Here is an 18,014-nt window from a genome sequence, read left to right on the forward strand (position 1 = left end):
GAGAAGGCCGAACCGATGATCTATGACCCCGTCAGCGCCAATCCGCTTGCCGGCAATCCGCTGAAGACCCTTACGGACATGCGCCGCGCGCTGACTGACCTGTTCGATCCGCTGCTGCCCTATTTTTCCGAAGGCAATGCACGCGTTCGCATCGATGGTGCAGGCGCCCATTTCGACCGCGCAGCCGCCGATCTCGAAGGTTTCGCCCGCCCCCTCTGGGGCTTGGCTCCGCTCGGCGCCGGCGGTGGCGACTTCAGTCACTGGGATCGCTACGCAGAGGGCCTCGCCAATGGCGTCGACCCGAAGCATCCGGAATATTGGGGCACGGTCAACGGCCGCGATCAGCGCATGGTCGAGCTGGCCGCCCTCAGCTTTGCGCTGGCGCTCGTGCCCGAAAAGATCTGGGAGCCGCTCGATCGGCGCGCCCGCGACAATCTGATTGCCTACCTCAAGCACGCCCGCACCTTCGACTACGCCGACAACAATTGGAAATTCTTCCGCATCTTCGTGGATGTGGCACTCGACCGGCTCGGCGCCACCTTCGACCGCAGCCTGACGGAAACCTATCTGAACGAGCTGGACGGCTTCTACATCGGCGATGGTTGGTATCGCGACGGCAATGTCCGCCGCATCGATCACTATATTCCCTTCGCTATGCACTTTTACGGGCTGATCTATTCCAAGCTCGTCAATGACGACCGCGCCAAGCACTATCGTGAGCGTGCCGTCCTCTTCGCCAAGGATTTCCGTCACTGGTTCGCGCCCGATGGCGCCACGATCCCTTTCGGCCGCAGCCTCACCTATCGCTTCGCCTGCGCCGGCTTCTGGTCGGCATTGGCCTTTGCCGATGTAGAAGCGCTGCCTTGGGGCGAGATCAAGGGCCTGTGCCTCCGACACCTGCGCTGGTGGGCCGACAAGCCGATTGCCCACCGCGACGGCACTCTGCCGATCGGCTTTGCCTATCCCAACCTGCTGATGTCGGAGAACTATAATTCTGCCGGCTCACCCTATTGGGCCTTCAAGGCCTTCCTGCCGCTGGCGCTGCCCGAAACACATCCATTCTGGACTGCAGAAGAAAAGCCACCGGAGAGTGAGCCGGCTATCATCCCGCAAAAACATCCCGGCATGGTCCTGATGCGCAGCAAGGATGATGTTGTTGCACTCTCCTCGGGCCAGGAAAACCAGCAGATGCGCTTCGGCGCGGAGAAATACTCGAAATTCGCCTATTCTGCCCGCTACGGCTTCAGCGTCGAGAGCGACGAGCGTATCTTTGCCGGCGGCGCCTTCGACAGCATGCTCGCCTTCAGTGACGACGGCCTGCACTATCGCGTACGCGAGACCAATGAAGAAGCGAAGCTCGCCGGGTATACGCTTTACGCCAAATGGTCCCCTTATCTGGACGTGACGGTAGAGACATGGTTGGTGCCGGCCTCGCCCTGGCACATCCGCCTGCACAGGATCACCACGCCGCGGCCGCTGCAGACGGCCGAAGGCGGCTTTGCCATTGCACGGCGCGACTTCGAGGCCGACACGCTCTTCTCCGCGACCGGCTCCGCCTATGCGATCGGCGAAGAGGATTTCAGCGGCATTGTCGACCTCGGCTCTACGATCGCACGCGAAGGCGTCGCGCATAAGGCGCCGCCGAATACCAATCTTATCGTTTCCAAAACGCTGGTGCCGCAATTGCGGGGCACGATTCCGGCTGGAGAGACCATTCTCGTTTCCGCCGTGCTTGCGGCGAAAGACCCATCCGCCGTCCAGCATGCCTGGAGCAACCCGCCGGCCAAACCCGATATCGATACGCTGCGCACACTCGTCGAGGACAAGGGCATTATGGTCAGCGCCATCGAGGCGCCGGGTCGCCTGCCATGACGCCATCCCCCTCCAGCCGCCCCGCCATCGCCCTCGCCATGCAGCCATCGCGCACGCAGCATGTGCTGCCGGACGCACTCATCCGGCGCCTCGATGCCGTCGGCCGCGTGCTCGATGCCACACCGATGCAGCGCTTCGACGATGAACGTGCGGCCAAGCTGCTCTCGGAAACCGAAATCCTAATCACCGGCTGGGGAGCGCCGACAATTGATGTTGCTGCGCTCGCACAGGCGCCGCATCTGAAGCTGGTGGTCCACGCCGCCGGTACGGTGAAGGGCCTGCTGGGGGACAGCCTCTTCGACCGCGGCGTCCTGGTGAGCCATGCCGCCCAAGCCAATGCGCTGCCGGTCGCCGAATTCACGCTGGCCGCCATCATCTTCGCCGGCAAGAAGGTCTTTCAGTTTCGTGATCTCTACGTTGCCGATCGCAACCGCAATCGGACGATACCGATGCACGCCGAGGCCATCGGCAACTACGGCCGCACCATCGGCATCATCGGCGCTTCTCGCATAGGAAGGCGCGTGATCGAGCTGCTTTCGCCCTTCGACTACCGAATCCTGCTCCACGACCCCATGATCGGTGACGCCGAGGCGGCCACACTGGGCGTGGAGAAAACCGAGCTGGACGCACTCATGGCATCAGCCGATATCGTCTCGCTGCATGCGCCTTCGCTGCCGGCGACGCGGCACATGATCGATGCTCGCCGACTCTCGCTAATGAAGAACGGGGCGACGTTCATCAATACGGCACGCGGCGCACTGGTCGATGAAGCGGCCCTGCTCGCCGTGCTGAAAACCGGCCATATCGACGCGATCATCGACGTCACCGACCCGGAAATTCCGGAGGCCACCTCGGCGTTTTACGAGCTGCCGAACGTCTTCCTGACACCGCATATTGCCGGTGCCGTCGGGCTGGAGCGAACCCGCCTCGGTGAGATGGCGATCGATGAAGCCATCCGCTTCATCGAAGGCAAGCCGCTGCTCTACGAAATCCGCCGCGAGGATATGGCACTGATGGCATGATGCGGCGCAGCAAATCCATGAAAACACCCTGAAATCGCCCCATTTCGGCACAGGCAAACAACCCGTTTTTAATCATTCCGCGCTAGCAATCTCATAAGCGTAGGTCCGCCAAAGGCTCGGTCTCGAATTTTCGGAAAGGATCATACGCCGGCAGGTTGTTGCTGCGTATCTCGTGCCTTTGAAAGACGCACGGCGCAGCAATGAAGAGGTTCTAGTAATGCGTACCCGCGTCCTTTCCATTCTGGCCGTAATGCTGCTCGGCGTGCTAGCGGGCTGCGCCACCGCACCCCGACATACCCGCAACATCTGCGCGATCTTCGACCAGCGCGATGGCTGGTTCAACAATTGGCAGCGCGCAGCCGAACGCACGGAACGCAAATACGGCGTGCCGGTGCCGATCCTGATGGCGACGATCTATACCGAATCCGGCTTCCGGCCGCGCGCCCGCCCGCCGCGGCGCTATTTGCTCGGCTTCATTCCCTGGAAGCGTCCGACGACGGCTTACGGCTATTCGCAGGCACTCGACGGCACCTGGGACAAGTACAAGCGCGAAACCGGCAACTGGACGGCAAGCCGTACCAACTTCGCCGACGCCATCGACTTTGTCGGATGGTATCACTACCAGACGCATTTGCAGACGGGCGTTGCGCTGAATAACTCCTACGATCTCTATCTCGCTTATTACTCAGGCCCGAAGGGCTACTTACAGGGATCGTGGCGCGGCAATTCGACCGCACTTGCCGGGGCCAGACGCTTCAACGGCATGACGCGAATTTACGCGCAGCAGCTGCCGAGCTGCAGCTGATTTCGAAACGCGAAAGCTCAATACCGCGGCCCTAAGGCCGCGGCTCCAGCAGATTGAGACCGCCATCTTCGCCCCAGATATCGGCGACCGACACCTGCTGGCCGGTGCGGCTGCTCTGCAGCGCGGCAATGCCACAAAGAACCGACATCGCCCCTGCCCGCGAACCTGCTCGCTGCTTGAGTTCGTCATTCGGGCCGGAGCGAAGCAGCATGTTGCGCAGTCGATCGTCGCCGCCATAGTGCCCGCCGGACGAATGCGGCACCCATATGCGCTCGACATCGCCGGAATTCTTCATGACGACGATCTCGTCGGCCGGCGGTGTCGTCCAGTTCTGCTTCTCATATTGCCGGAGCTCGATGCGCCCCTTGTGTCCGTTGAAGGCGATGTGATGACCTTCGATCGGCATATAGGTATTCAGGGAATAGGAGACGTTGATGCCGTTGCGATAGCGGATGGATGCCACCATCGTATCGGGGATATCGATATCCTCGCGGAAGACGCAGGCATCGCGCACATAGCCGTCGACGGTCGATGGATCCTCATAGAGACTTTCGAGCAGTGGCGTCGCGCTGATGTCGAGATAATAGTCGCATTCGCCCTTGTAACGACAGGTGCGACAGCGCTCGCCGCGGAACGGGCCTTTGCGGCCATAATGCTTGAGATCGGCAAAAGCGGCGACCGTTTCCGGATCGGAATCCAGATACCAGTTCAGAAGGTCGAAATGATGCGTCGCCTTATGAACGAAGAGACTGCCGGAATTTTCGACATAAGCATGCCAGCGGCGGAAGTAATCGGCGCCATGGCTTGTATCGAGATACCAATGGAAGTCGACCGAGGTGACATTGCCGACGACGTCGGAATTGATCAGCTCCTTGATCTTCGCAGCGGTCGGCGCGAAGCGGTAGTTGAAGGAGATATCCAACCGTTTGCCGGTGCGCGCCTCGGCATTGAGAATGCGTTTGATCTTCTCGACCGTCGTCGTCATCGGCTTCTCGCTGATGACATCGGCGCCCGCCTCCATCGCCTTGACGATCAGGTCGTCATGGGTGGAATCGCGGGTGCAGACGATGACGAGATCCGGCTTTTCCGTCCGCAGCAGCTCGTCGAAGTCGGTATAGATGGGCACCGATGCGCCGATATACTGCAGCGCCCGCTTCGCGCGCATGGCATTGAGATCGCACACCGCCACGAGTTCGACCTCGTTGCTCCAGCGCTCGACCAGATCCTTGCCCCACATGGTCGTGCCACGATGGCCAGTGCCGACGAGGGCGTAACGTTTTTTCGATGGCTGCATCTGCTCCTCCACAATCTGCGAACAGCGATAATGAGGCCTGGGCGGCCTGAACTTACCTCAGCGAAGTGCCCCTCACCCGACCCTCTCCCTGCTTGCGGGGAGAGAGGGCTTTCCCACCAAATCAGCACCCAACCCGCGTCCTGAACTTGAATGTCTTACCCTAGCCCTCTCCCCGGGCGCGGGAAGAGGGCTAGGGTAAGGGGCCAGGCACGGGGGCAGGACGCCAACGCAGACCCTCATTACTCTGACTAACGTCCTATGCCGGCGACCTCTCCATCGCCGTCCAATCCGGCTCCACCGATGAACCAAGTCCGATAGCACCGATAACGGAGCTGATCGCGAGTTGCCCCGCCTCGATCCGCAGCCGCGTGCGGTCATTGCTGACGCGGTAGAGATCGGAATGCGCCTCGGCGAAAGCTGCCTGCTCCGCCTCGGGCGCACCAGCCATGCCGTCGACATAGTGATGACCGTTGCGTTCGATATGTGTCATGCCGATGAGGGAAGCGAGCGCCAGATCCTGCTGCACGGCAAGGCCGCCCTGCGTGGTCAGATCCTCGGCCGACATGAAATAGGGAATGCCGTCCTCAGCGCTCCATTTGGCGACACGCGCCCGGTTCAATAGCGAGCGATAGAAGCCCTTGCAGGATTTGGAGGATATGCCGGTATAGCCCAGTCGCCTCGCCGTGACGAACGCACCGATACCGGCATCGGATTCATCGATCTCCACCGGCCTGAAGGCGGCTAGCGCGTTGACCGGCTTCTCGAAGGCGTGCGCGCGGGCGATCGGCTGCTCGACGAACAGGATCGAAGAGGCGAAACGCGCAAGCCTCGGCTCCTCCTTCACACGGGAAAGCAGATCGGCAACGGCTTCGGCGGAGGAAAATTGTTCGTTGCCGTCGAGCGTCACCGAATAGTTCGGCACCTTGGCGTCGATGACGGCAGCGACGCGGCAAAGGCGGTCGATATCCGCATCGGGAACGCCCGACACCTTCACTTTGAAGAACGTCAGCCCATAGGCGTCGATCGCCTCTTCGAAACTTTCCGGCAGGCCGTCGTTCAGCCGCTCGCTTGCCGGAATATCATCGGGCACGATGGCATCGACTAGGCCGACAGTGTGGCGGGCGGCAAGGCCTACGGATGGCTGCAAAGTCGCAAGGAAACCTGAGAGATCGAAACCCGAGAGATCGTGCGCGGTGGAAGCATCGATGGCGGGACGGTTCGCCTTGATCGCTTGCGCGACGGTCAGCCCTTCCAGCCGGCAGAGTGCATCGAGAATAGCCCGGTTGGCTAGTGCCAGGCCGAAGGATGCGACAAGCCCGTTCAGCTTCTCGGCTGCCGCTTGCGCATGATGCGAGGCCTCGACGGCGGCATGCAGGCCAAAAGCCGTTCCCACACCCGCACCTCTCAGCGAATCGAGCGCCAGAGCCAGCGAACGCCGCAGCTGGTTTTCATTGTCGGCATTGGAAAGCTCGGGCGATTTGTCGAACCATTTCGGCACCATCAACTCGGCGGCCATCCCCTCGGCCGAGCGCCCTTGCGCATTCTCGATGCGTACGCGCAGAAAAATCTGCCGCGCCTCGCGCAAGGTTGCTGCACCGAAACGGAAGGGCAGCCGCAGCTTGACCGGACGCTCAAATGTCTCGGCCTCGACAAGCCTGATGGTCAATGGTTCGATCATGATGCTGGTCGGCTCCTGTGATTGTCAGGCAAGTCTATTCGTGTACGCATTGCGTTGCATTGCCCCTCACCCCAGCCCTCTCCCCGCCCCTTCGACAAGCTCAGGGCGGGGAGAGGGAATCTTCCAGCCGATATCCCGCTCGAAATAGGGATAGCTAGTCGGCTTGCTCTGTCGCCCCTCTCCCCGTTTCAGCGGGGAGAGGGCTGGGGTGCGGGGCTATTCAGTTCATTGCAGAAACAGTTGTACCGTCAGCCGGTCGCATCATCTTGTGGCAGGCGATGGATCATGTCGATACGACAGGCTTCATGATTATCCTCCATGCCTGGTTCCCTCCAGAACCAAGAAAAGCAAATGCTTGGTCACCCAAGCAATGTAACCATATAGTTACAAGATCGCGCGTTGCCGTCAACCTTGTCAATCGCCTTTTGAAAATTTCTCCAAACCATCACGGTAGGATCACCTACGCCCGGATTGAAGCGAGCGTGACGGCAACGATATGCTCACCCCAGTCATTCAGCGCATCCGGCGACGTTAGCTTCCGCGCGAAAATTGTCGACAGCGTATGGCGGTTCGACAGATAGAAAAAGCCGAGTGCCGCGATCGTGAGATAGACGGATATGGGATCGACCGCCGGCCGGAAAATACCAAGTACCTCCCCACGGCGCAGCACGTCCGCGAGTTCGTCGATCAGATGCGAATGCATGGCCGACACTTTGTCGGAGCGCTGCAGATAATGCGCATGATGTAGGTTCTCGGTGGCAAGCAGGCTCAGAAACTCAGGATGCGCGAGAAAATGCCGCCATGTGAACAAGGCGAGTTCGCGCATTCCCTCCTCCGGATGGCGACGGGCGAGATCGAGCTGCTTTTCTGCATTACGGATCGTCGCATAGCTCGCCTCCAGCACGGCGAGATAGAGCCCCTCCTTGTCGCCGAAATAATGATAGAGCATCCGCTTGTTGGTCTGCGCCCGTGCGGCGATCGCATCCATGCGAGCGCCGCCGAAACCATGGGCGGCAAATTCTTCCGTCGCCGCGTCCAGGATTGTGGCATGGGTGCGTTGCGGATTGCGTGAGACCTTCGTCGTTTGCGTCTTTACAGTCTTGCCGGCGTCGGCTTCTGCTTTATTTTCAGTCTGTTGCCGCGCCTTGGCCGCCATGGACGATCTCCTTCCCGATCGGGGCTGCAGCAATGGACGCCCACCGCCGCGCATAGGCCCGTTTTGATTGTGACGCGATTGGCGCTTGACAGCGGTCGCGTTTCTATCCAACTTGTAACCAAATAGTTATATCATGCAAAGCAGTTCGTAAATCATCGGTTCACTGGGGAGGAGACCAGGATGACGTTGACGATCGACCGCCGGCAGTTGCTAGCCGGCATGGCAGCCACGCTTGCCTTCAGCTGTATGGGACTTTCGAGCGCCAATGCGGCAACCGCGATGCGCCTTCTTTGGTGGGGGTCGAAGGAGCGCAGCGACCGGACATTTGCAGCCGTAAAGGCCTATCAGGCCAAGAATCCGGATATCACCATCGCCGGCGAATCCTTCGGCTGGGACAGCTATTGGACGCGCTTGGCCACCCAGACCGGCGGCGGCAATGCCCCCGACCTCATCCAGATGGATTACCGTTACATCTTCGAATATGCCCGTCGCGGCGCGTTGCTCGACATGACGCCTTATCTCGGCAAGAGCCTGGCAATCGAGGATTTCGGCACGGCCAACATCGATTCCGGCAAAGTCGACAACAAGATTTACGGTGTCAGCCTCGGCGTGAATTCCTCAATGGTCGTCGTCAATACTGCCGCCTGGAATGAAGCCGGCGTCGAGCCGCCGCATGACGGCATGACATGGGAGCAGCTCGGCGAGGCCTGTGCCAAGGTGACGGCTGCCAAGAAACGCCGTGGCTTCTATGGCACGGCAGATGCCGGCGGCAGCGAGCCGGCTTTGGAATGCTGGCTGCGCCAGCGCGGCAAGGCTCTCTATACGGCTGACGGCAAGCTGGCTTTCGAAGCCAGGGACGCCACCGAATGGTTCGACTTCTGGGGCCATATGCGAGAGATCGGCGCGTGCACGCCAGCCGACGTCCAGGCGCTGGACCAGCAGACCCTCGAAACCGACATGCTCGTGACCAAGAAGGCAGCGGTCAGCTACGCCCATTCCAACCAGTTCGTCGCCATTCAGGGCCTTGTCAAGGAGAAGCTCGATATCGTCTCCTATCCGGCCAATGCCGACAGCAAGCCCGGCCAGTATCTGAAACCGTCGATGCTGATGTCGGTTTCGGCCACGTCCGCGAACAAGGATGCCGCCGTCGCCTTCGTCAACTACCTGGTCGAAGACCCGGAAGGCACCAAGGCGCTCGGAGTCGAGCGCGGCGTTCCGCCTTCGAAAAAAATCCGCGATCTCCTGACCCCGGGTCTGGATCCCGTCAGCAAACAGGTGGTCGACTATATCGGCCGGTTGACGCCGCGTGTCGGAGCGCTACCGCCGTCTCCACCGAACGGCGCCGGCGAGAACGCTTTCCTGCTGAAGAAGATCGCCGAGGAGGTGGCCTTCGGCAAAACCAGTGCACAGGACGCTGGCACGAAGTTCACCGAACAGGCAGCAGCAAACATTACGCGAGGCTGACACCGTGGGTACAAACAGCAAGAGCGTTGCCGGCGGCTTGGCCGTCGGCGCGCGCGCGCCGTTGCGCGTTGAAACTGCCTATAAAGCGCCGAGCGCATTCGCGCGCAACGCACCCGGCTATCTCTTCCTTCTGCCGTGGTTCATCGGCTTCTTCGGACTGACCCTCGGGCCGGCGATCGCCTCACTCTATCTCTCCTTCACCGATTACAATCTGCTGCAGGCGCCGAACCTCGTCGGTATGGAGAACTACGTGCGGATCGCGACGGCCGATGACAAATTCCTGTCGTCGATGAAGGTGACGCTGTTCTACGTCGTCTGTTCGGTGCCGCTGAAGCTCGCCTTCGCGCTGCTGGTGGCGCTGCTGCTCAACCGCGGTATCAAGGGCCTACCGGTTTACCGTGCCATCTTCTACCTGCCCTCGCTTCTCGGCTCCAGCGTCGCGATCGCGGTGCTGTGGCGGCAGATCTTCGATGCCGACGGCATCGTCAATACCCTCCTCTGGTACGCCTTCGGCATCAACGGGCCGAGCTGGATCTCCAATCCGGACTATTCGCTCTACACACTCATCATCCTGGCCATCTGGCAGTTCGGTTCGCCAATGATCATCTTCCTCGCCGGCCTGCGCCAGATCCCGACCGATCTCTACGAGGCCGCCAGCCTCGACGGAGCTTCCAAGGCGCGGATCTTCTTCAAGATCACCCTGCCGCTTCTGACGCCGGTTATTTTCTTCAATGCCGTGGTCCAGACGATCGACGCCTTCAAGGCCTTTACGCCGGCCTATGTGATTTCATCCGGCACCGGCGGCCCGATCGATTCGACGCTGTTCTACACGCTCTATCTCTACCAGGAAGCCTTCGGCTATTTCCGCATGGGTTATGCCTCGGCGCTGGCCTGGATCCTGGTGATCATCATCGCGATCTTCACCGCCTTTTCCTTCCTCTCCGCTCGTTATTGGGTCCACTACGATGACTGACGCGAAGCTCACTCATTTTGCCGACGACATGAAGCCGCCGCGCGAGCGCCCGTGGTTCCTCTCCGTCCTCATCCACGTCGCTCTCGTCGCCGCGTCGATCGTGATGCTCTATCCGCTGCTGTGGATGCTCTCGGGCTCGATCAAGGACCAGAACGAGATCTTCGGCACGGCATCGCTGATCCCTTCGCAATTCGATTTCAGCGCCTATGCCCGCGGCTGGTTCGGCGGACAGGTCACCTTCGGCAAGTTCGTCTGGAATTCAGCCGTCATCGCCGTGCTTTCGGTCATCGGCAACGTCATCTCTTGCTCGCTGGCGGCTTACGCCTTCGCCCGACTAAATTTCTGGGGCAAGAATTTCTGGTTCGCCCTGATGCTGGGCACGCTGATGCTGCCCTATCACGTGACGCTGATCCCGCAATATATCCTCTTCCTGAAGCTCGGCTGGGTGAAGACCATGCTGCCGCTCGTCGTGCCGAAATTCCTCGCGGTCGATGCCTTCTTTATCTTCCTGATGGTGCAGTTCTTCCGCGGCATTCCCCGTGAACTGGACGAGGCCGCCATGATGGATGGCTGCAGCCCATGGCGCATCTACTGGCGCATCATGCTGCCTCTGTCGCTTCCCGTTCTGGCGACGGCCGCCATCTTCTCCTTCATTTGGACCTGGGACGATTTCTTTGGACCGCTGATCTACCTCTCGGACATCAACACCTACACGGTACAGCTCGGCCTGCGCTCCTTCGTGGACTCCACGGGAAGTTCCGATTGGAGCAGCCTGTTTGCCATGTCGAGCCTGTCGCTGATCCCGGTCTTCCTGATCTTCCTCTTCTTCCAGAGGCTGCTGATCGACGGCATCGCAACCGCCGGCCTCAAACGCTGATTACGAACCTCGCAGCCCCGAATACCCAAGATTTGGGGCTGCGAACCAACAAACCCACGAAAGGAAATGTCGCATGAGCGCGCTGCGCTTCGCCGCCATCGGCCTCAATCACGATCATATCTACGGCCAGGTCAACGTCATGCTGCGGGCCGGCGCCGAACTCGTCGCCTTCCATGCGGTGGAGGACGATCTCGCCGCCACCTTCGCCGAACGCTTCCCGCAGGCGAAACGCGTTGCCGATAAAAGGGAAATCCTCGAAGACAGCTCCATCGCGCTGATCGTCAGCGCCGCGATTTCCAGCGAGCGCGCCGACCTTGCTATCGAGACCATGCGCCACGGCAAGGACGTGATGCTCGACAAGCCCGGCATGGTGACGCTGGATCAGCTCGCTGAAGTGCGAAAAGTGCAGGCCGAGACCAAGCGCATCGTCTCCATCCTCTATTCCGAGCATTTCGAGACGGCATCGACGGTCAAGGCCGGTGAACTGGTGAAGGCTGGCGCTATCGGCAAGGTCATCCACACGACCGGCCTCGGTCCGCACCGTCTGCGCAAACCGACCCGGCCCGACTGGTTCTTCGACCGCAAGCGCTATGGCGGCATCATCGCCGACATCGCCTCGCATCAGTGCGAGCAGTTCCTGTTCTTTGCAGACTCCCTTGAAGCCGAGGTGCTGTCGGCAACGGTGTCCAACCGCGCCAATCCGGAAACGCCGGGCCTGCAGGACTATGGCGATTTTCATGTAAGGACGCCCGACGTCACGGGCTATGTCCGCGTCGACTGGTTCACGCCGGACGGGCTTTCCACCTGGGGCGACGGCCGCCTCTTCATCGTTGGCACCGAAGGCACGATCGAGCTGCGCAAATATATCGATGTCGCCGGTCGGCCCGGCACCGACCATCTCTTCCTCACCGACCGCAAGGGCATGCAGCATATCGACTGCAGCGGTGTGGAACTGCCCTATGGCCGCCAGCTTGTTGACGACGTCAGAGATCGCACCGAAACCGCGATGGGCCAGGAACATTGCTTCAAAGCCATGGAGCTGGCGCTGAAGGCGCAGGCGCTTGCCGAGGCAACATCGCTCAACAGCATTCAAAGGTAATTGCGTCATGTCCGACATCAAGAAAGTCGCGATCATCGGCCTTGGCATCGGCCGCTCTCATATCGTCGAAGGCTATCTGCCGCATCCGGATCGCTTCGAAGTCGCCGTCCTTTGCGATCTCAACGAGGAACGCCTGAACGCCGTCGGCGACGAGTTCGGCATCGGCAGACGCCTCAAGGATTTCTCCGAAGTCCTCAACATGCCCGATATCGACATCATCGACATCTGCACGCCGCCCGGCTCGCACTTCCAACTGATCATGCAGGCGCTTGCCGCCGGCAAACACGTGGTCTGCGAAAAGCCGCTCGTGGGATCGCTCGCCGATGTCGATGCGGTCATCGAGGCCGAAAAGACCGCCAAGGGCCGGCTGATGCCGATCTTCCAATATCGCTATGGCGACGGCATCCAGAAAGCCAAGCGTATCATCGCTTCAGGCATTGCCGGCAAACCCTATGTCGCAACGTCGGAGACGCATTGGGTACGCGGCGCCGACTATTATGCGGTCCCCTGGCGCGGCAAGTGGGACACCGAACTCGGCGGCGTGCTGATGACGCACTCTATCCATCTGCACGACATGCTGACCTATCTGATGGGGCCGATCGCGGGCCTCTTCGGCCGTGTTGCCACCCGCGTCAACGATATCGAGGTGGAAGATTGCGCCAGCGCCAGCCTGCTGATGGAAAACGGCGCGCTCGCCACCATCAGCGCGACGCTCGGCTCGCAGGAGCAGATCAGCCGCCTGCGCCTCGCCTTCGAAAACGTCCTGATCGAGAGCAACCACGAGCCCTACAGCCCCGGCCAGGACCCCTGGAAGATCATCCCCGCCAATGAGGAGATCGGCGCGAAGATCGACGCGCTGCTCACCGATTGGTCGCCGATCCCCAACCGTTTCAACACGCAGATGAGGCTGTTCCACGACGCGCTGGTGTCGGGCGGACCGCTGCCGGTGACCACAGTCGATGCCCGCCAGGCGCTGGAGTTGGTCACCGCATTCTATGAATCGTCGGAAACCCGCACTGAAGTCCGCTTCCCCGTCGGGCCGGAAGCCAAGAAATACAAGAGCTGGAGGCCGTCATGAACGTTGCTCCGCGAGCCATCAGGACCAACAAGGAGGAAGCGCCCATGGCGACAAGCGTATCGCTGCAGAAGGTTATCAAGCGCTATGGCGAGCTCCAGGTGGTTCACGGGATTGACCTCGAAATCGAGCCGGGGGAATTCACCGTCTTCGTCGGTCCCTCCGGCTGCGGCAAGTCCACGCTCCTGCGCATGATCGCTGGCCTCGAGCCGATTTCCGGCGGCGGGCTTTATCTTGACGGCAGCCGCATGAACGATGTCCCCGCCTCCAAACGCGGCATCGCCATGGTCTTCCAGTCCTATGCGCTCTACCCCCATATGACCGTCTACAAAAACCTTGCCTTCGGCCTGGAAACGGCCGGCATGAAGAAGCAGGACATTCATCCGCGCGTCGAAAAGGCGGCCGAGATCCTGCAGATCAAGCAGCTGCTGCAGCGCAAGCCAAAGCAGCTCTCCGGCGGTCAGCGCCAGCGCGTCGCCATCGGCCGCGCCATCGTGCGCGAACCGAACATCTTCCTCTTCGACGAGCCGCTCTCGAACCTCGATGCCGAACTGCGCGTGCAGATGCGCGTCGAGATCGCCCGCCTGCACCAGCGGCTCGGCAATACCATGATCTACGTCACCCACGACCAGACCGAGGCCATGACGATGGCCGATAAGATCGTGGTGCTGAACGGCGGCAAGATCGAGCAGGTCGGCGCGCCGCTCGACCTCTACAACAAGCCGAAGAACAAGTTCGTCGCCGGCTTCATCGGCTCGCCGAAGATGAACTTCCTCGACGCGAAGATCGTCGCCTCCGACGACGGCTCCGCCGTCATCGATCTTGCCGGCCAGACGGTGCGCCTGCCGCGCCGGCTGGGCAGCCTTCAGCCTGGACAGCCGGTGACCCTCGGCGCCCGCCCGGAGCACCTGAACGTCGGCGATCGCGGCCTGGCGCTCGGCAATGCCCGCGTCGATCTCGTCGAACATCTCGGCGGCCAGACGATCCTCTACGTCACGCTGCATGGCGGTCAGGCGCTGACGGTTGCGCTAGAAGATCAGCAGGCCATCCGCGCCGGCGAGACGGTTAGCATTCACATCGATCCCGAGCGCTGCCATCTGTTCGGGCCGGATGGGGTGACGCTGTAGGAGAGCTGGCGCAGGACCGATCTCGCCCCTAGCGGGCGAGATAACTCCTCGTGCCCGCCATCACCTACACCTCGACGATCCGCCGGCTGCCGACGGAGCGGATTTGCCCGGATGGAATGACCTCGGCCGGAACGCCTTCCCGCCGGTACAGCAGAATCCGCCGGCTGCCTGGCGCAAGATGGAACCAGTCATCCTCGGCCCGATAGGTTTCCAGATCGATCTGCACCGATTGCGCCAGTTGATTAGTGCTGAGATCGAGGAACCAGTCCTCGCCCTCCTGCACTGCCGATGCCGTGATTTCGGCATCGTGGAATGCCTTGGTGCGGCCAAGCGGGAAGTAAAAGGCCTCGGCAATCACCGCGCCGGTTACCGAATTCGTCAGCCGCGCGACAGTGACATCGTGCGACGGTGGTCCGAAACGGAAAGCGTAGGTCGTGTCGAAGAAGGCGCCGAAAAGATCAGTGCAGGCTATCTTTTGCTTGCCGCGTGCTTCGAGCACCAGATCGCGGCCGCCACCGACGACGACCTGACGGCCATCGCGCAGGCAGGAGACTTCGACGGTCAGATCGAGCGCCGCATCGCTCTCGTTGATGACATGTACGTCGAGACCGTTCGTGCCCTCGTCTATCAATAATACCTGCATCGGCCGGAAAGCGCGGCGCAGCCCATACCAGACCGGCTTCGGCTCCCCGATCGAATCGATCACACCCCAGCCGGCGCCGGGAAGCAGATCCTGCAGCGTCCAGACGAGCGCGCCGTTGCAGCCGGAGCCGTGACGGCGCCACTCGGCATAGGTCTCCTCAGCCACCTCGCCCGTCACCGCACGGGAGAGGTTGAGATAGAGATCCGGGTCTTCCCGCCGCAGTTTGTTCGGCTCGAAACCGTAAAGCTCCTGAAGATAATGATCGCGCACATCCTCGAAATCCCAGGATGCGCCGCGATCGCGCGGCACGCGCTCCTTCCATAGTGGGCTATGGACTGCCGGAACCGGCAGATGCTGGCTCAACGTACGGGCTTGCGGCACATGCGCGAAAGCCAGGCTCTCGGCGGCAAAACGAACATCGGCGCGGCGCGCATCGGCAAGCGGCCGCATATAGGCGCCGACGCCGTAATAATGCGTGACCCCGGCATTCGGCGAAAACGGCATCGGCCCGCCCGTTGGCGAGTTGACTACATAGGGCACATCCGGCCGCAGCGATTGCACCAGCGGCGGGATGATCTCCTCCACAACAGGGCTTTTCCAGAACTGTTCCGGCAGACCCATCATGGCCGCCTGCTGGTGGATCTCGCTGCCGCCGCAAAGGATAGCCAGCGAGGGCGAGAGGCGTGTGCGGCTCAGAAACTGTGAAACCTCCGCCTCGACATGGACGTTGAACGCCTTATCGGTCTTAGGATAGTCGAAATTGGCGAACATGAAATCCTGCCAGACCAGCAGGCCGAGTTCGTCACAGAGACGAAAGAATTCCGACGTCTCGTAAGCCATGGTGCCGCCGATGCGGATCATGTTCATGCCGGCCTCAGCCGCCAGCCGCAGCCAGGGTTCATAATCGTCGCGGCCGCCAGGCAGGCGTGCGATATCGGCCGTGGTCCAGACCGCGCCGCGGCAGAAAATCCGCTCGCCATTCACGACAAGAGCGAAATCCTGGCGATCGGCACCACGATCGATCGACAGCCGGCGAAACCCGGTCTGCCCAAGTGCGTGCTCGACTCCATTGACGACGAGGGCGACATCATGGAGTTGCGGCACGCCGTGCGTATGCGGCCGCCAGGGCACCACATCGGGAATTTTCAGAATTGCGGTATAGCGGCCGGCGCTATCCTTTTCGAACGCCTGTTCCGTCTCTCCGCAGCGCAAAAGCAGCTCTTCAACATCGCTCTCGATCGAGAGCGAAGCGTAGAGCCTGCCCTCGCCATTCTCGAGCAGGTCCGGCCGCAAGGAGAGATCGCGAATAACGGGAGCGCCCGGCCGCAGCAGCGTAATCGGCCGCCATGGACCAACGGCCTGAACCTCCGGGCACCAGCCGGGCATATGGCCAAGCAACGTCGTGCGCACCATCCGCAGACCCTGCGGCGTGATCATCTGCGGCCGCCAGCGGGCGCGCGGACCCGGTTCGGAAAGCTTCGGCTCCAGCGCACGGAAGCAGAGCGCCAGCTCGTCACCGCCAAGCAGGATAACGTCGATGTCATGTGCCTCGAACATGCTTTCGGAAACAAGGATTTGCTGGCCGTTGAGGAAGACTTCGCAAAGCGTCGCCAGCCCCTCCAGCCGCAGCACCGCCTCGCCGGCCTCTGCATCCACCAGACGGCAGATGTACCAGGCATCGCGATCATGAAGAGGCTGTGGCTTTGTCCTATCGAAACGCCCCGCTTTTTCCAGTGCTTGCGCTGCCGTGCCCGGCACGGGCGCGGGGATGAAGCCAGACGTCAGCGGCACATCGGAGGGCGAGAGGCATGTGCCCGCCTCCGTCAGTACCAGATTCCAACCCTCGCTCAGCCTCATTCCGCCGCCGAGATCCGCCAAGCGCCCGCCCATGACATCTTCCGGGGGATTACCCCGCCCCAATATGTTCAGAAATGACCCAGCCGTATCGCGGTCAAACGGAAGCTTGTCAAAGCTTCCGTTCGAGCTCGCTCATCATGGAATCCCACGCATCGGCGGCCGGATCAAGCGCCGTGCGCAATGGCTCGAATTTCTTGCGCGTAATGGCGCGGGCAAGCTGGAACTGCACCGATTTTGCCGTCTCGGAAATTTTCCGCGCTTCGCCGGCCGCATTGCCCAGATCGGCCGCAAGCCAATCGAAATGGCTGCCGGCGAGCTCGAAATTGGCACCGAGCTGACGCAGCGTGTTGAAGGCATATTTATGAAAGAAGCCGAAAGGCCGTTCGGCGACCGCCTCCACCTGCGTCGGGAAGACCTCCGCGAAGGCGCGGATCGGATTGGCCTTGGGACGACGGCGGAAATGGAAAGACAGAAGCTGCCGCGCCGTCTGACGGATCGCGGCGTCGCTAGGTGCCTTCTCCGGAAATTTCGCAAATTCCGTATAGGGCAGGAATGGCAGATCTTCATCCGTCAGATGCAGCTGGAAGAGCCCGTCGAAATCTTCGCCCGACAATTGGAAGAACCCGCCATTGTGGAAATAGTCGACCGTGCGGCCTTCCATGTCGAGCCTGTTGATCGCCACCGTCGTCTTGCCGTGTTCGCGGCGATAGCCGACGCCCTGCGTATCCGGCATGAAGAAGGAATCCATCTCCACCAGGCAGAGCCGGCCACGGCCGATCTGCTCGGCGACATGGTTCTGCACCTTGTCGTAGATCGCAAGCTCGGTGCAGCGCACGCCGTAGAGCGCTTCCAGATCCTCGAGCGGCACCTTGAAGAAGGTGAACTGGTCGCCCTCGAAATCCTGTGTCAGCGTGAAGCCGAGCATGGCTTCCGGCGGCAGCTCCAGGCGCGAAAGCACTTCGATCCAGAGATCGATATAGCAGTTGGTCTCGGGCCACATGCGCTCGCTGTCGTGCAGCGCATGTGGCTTGTAGGCGGCGGGATCCAGTCCCTGAAACACGGCTGCCATGGA

13 protein-coding genes and 1 pseudogene are annotated in these 18,014 nt (G+C 61.2%); 9 read left to right on the forward strand and 5 right to left on the reverse strand.

Features of this window, described 5'->3' with window-relative positions:
* The first annotated feature begins 15 nt into the window (after positions 1-15).
* From FHT84_RS07825 to FHT84_RS07835, 3 genes are all read left to right on the forward strand, one after another.
* Positions 16-1,872: a DUF2264 domain-containing protein gene (locus tag FHT84_RS07825; protein WP_183761561.1), complete on the forward strand. Its 1,857-nt coding sequence runs from the start codon at positions 16-18 to the stop codon at positions 1,870-1,872.
* Entirely contained in the window at positions 1,869-2,894 is a 1,026-nt protein-coding gene (locus FHT84_RS07830; protein ID WP_183761564.1) for a hydroxyacid dehydrogenase, read from the forward strand. Before FHT84_RS07825 ends, FHT84_RS07830 begins: the two co-directional genes overlap by 4 nt.
* Positions 2,895-3,111: 217 nt before the next feature.
* Positions 3,112-3,699, forward strand: coding sequence for a transglycosylase SLT domain-containing protein (locus FHT84_RS07835; RefSeq protein WP_112341537.1), 588 nt, complete (start codon positions 3,112-3,114; stop codon positions 3,697-3,699).
* Between the two features lie 31 nt (positions 3,700-3,730).
* Here the strand turns inward: FHT84_RS07835 and FHT84_RS07840 are convergent, their stop codons facing one another.
* The 3 genes from FHT84_RS07840 to FHT84_RS07850 all read right to left on the reverse strand — a co-directional run bounded on the left by FHT84_RS07840 (position 3,731) and on the right by FHT84_RS07850 (position 7,827).
* On the reverse strand, positions 3,731-4,993 hold the full coding sequence (locus FHT84_RS07840; RefSeq protein WP_113249694.1) for a Gfo/Idh/MocA family oxidoreductase: 1,263 nt from the start codon (positions 4,991-4,993) through the stop codon (positions 3,731-3,733).
* Between the two features lie 256 nt (positions 4,994-5,249).
* The gene (locus FHT84_RS07845) at positions 5,250-6,671 is read right to left on the reverse strand and encodes a mandelate racemase (protein WP_183761567.1); all 1,422 of its coding nucleotides are present in this window, start codon (positions 6,669-6,671) and stop codon (positions 5,250-5,252) included.
* A 460-nt stretch (positions 6,672-7,131) separates the two neighbouring features.
* On the reverse strand, positions 7,132-7,827 hold the full coding sequence (locus FHT84_RS07850) for a TetR/AcrR family transcriptional regulator (RefSeq protein WP_112341541.1): 696 nt from the start codon (positions 7,825-7,827) through the stop codon (positions 7,132-7,134).
* 180 nt (positions 7,828-8,007) lie between these two features.
* Here FHT84_RS07850 and FHT84_RS07855 point away from each other — a divergent pair, with 180 nt between their 5' ends.
* From FHT84_RS07855 to ugpC, 6 genes and pseudogenes are all read left to right on the forward strand, one after another.
* On the forward strand, positions 8,008-9,291 hold the full coding sequence (locus FHT84_RS07855; protein WP_113249630.1) for an ABC transporter substrate-binding protein: 1,284 nt from the start codon (positions 8,008-8,010) through the stop codon (positions 9,289-9,291).
* A 106-nt stretch (positions 9,292-9,397) separates the two neighbouring features.
* Positions 9,398-10,264: pseudogene (locus tag FHT84_RS07860) on the forward strand (sugar ABC transporter permease); the annotation flags it as partial.
* A 28-nt stretch (positions 10,265-10,292) separates the two neighbouring features.
* The gene (locus FHT84_RS07865) at positions 10,293-11,141 is read left to right on the forward strand and encodes a carbohydrate ABC transporter permease (protein ID WP_181592315.1); all 849 of its coding nucleotides are present in this window, start codon (positions 10,293-10,295) and stop codon (positions 11,139-11,141) included.
* Positions 11,142-11,214: 73 nt separating this feature from the next.
* Positions 11,215-12,240 (forward strand): Gfo/Idh/MocA family oxidoreductase, encoded by a 1,026-nt coding sequence (locus FHT84_RS07870; protein WP_183761570.1) that lies wholly within the window; start codon positions 11,215-11,217, stop codon positions 12,238-12,240.
* A gap of 7 nt (positions 12,241-12,247) precedes the next feature.
* Positions 12,248-13,318: a Gfo/Idh/MocA family oxidoreductase gene (locus tag FHT84_RS07875; protein ID WP_112341550.1), complete on the forward strand. Its 1,071-nt coding sequence runs from the start codon at positions 12,248-12,250 to the stop codon at positions 13,316-13,318.
* 44 nt (positions 13,319-13,362) lie between these two features.
* On the forward strand, positions 13,363-14,442 hold the full coding sequence (ugpC, locus tag FHT84_RS07880) for a sn-glycerol-3-phosphate ABC transporter ATP-binding protein UgpC (protein ID WP_113249641.1): 1,080 nt from the start codon (positions 13,363-13,365) through the stop codon (positions 14,440-14,442).
* Between the two features lie 64 nt (positions 14,443-14,506).
* On the opposite strand, the gene FHT84_RS07885 is transcribed toward ugpC, so the two are convergent.
* Positions 14,507-16,975, reverse strand: coding sequence for a glycoside hydrolase family 2 protein (locus FHT84_RS07885; protein WP_183761573.1), 2,469 nt, complete (start codon positions 16,973-16,975; stop codon positions 14,507-14,509).
* 76 nt (positions 16,976-17,051) lie between these two features.
* A complete protein-coding gene (locus FHT84_RS07890) occupies positions 17,052-18,011 on the reverse strand; it encodes a DUF1839 family protein (RefSeq protein WP_112341732.1) in 960 nt (319 codons plus the stop codon).
* Between the last annotated feature and the right edge of the window lie 3 nt (positions 18,012-18,014).

It is taken from the genome of Rhizobium sp. BK289 (assembly GCF_014193575.1).
GTDB classification, from domain to species: Bacteria; Pseudomonadota; Alphaproteobacteria; order Rhizobiales; family Rhizobiaceae; genus Rhizobium; species Rhizobium tropici_C.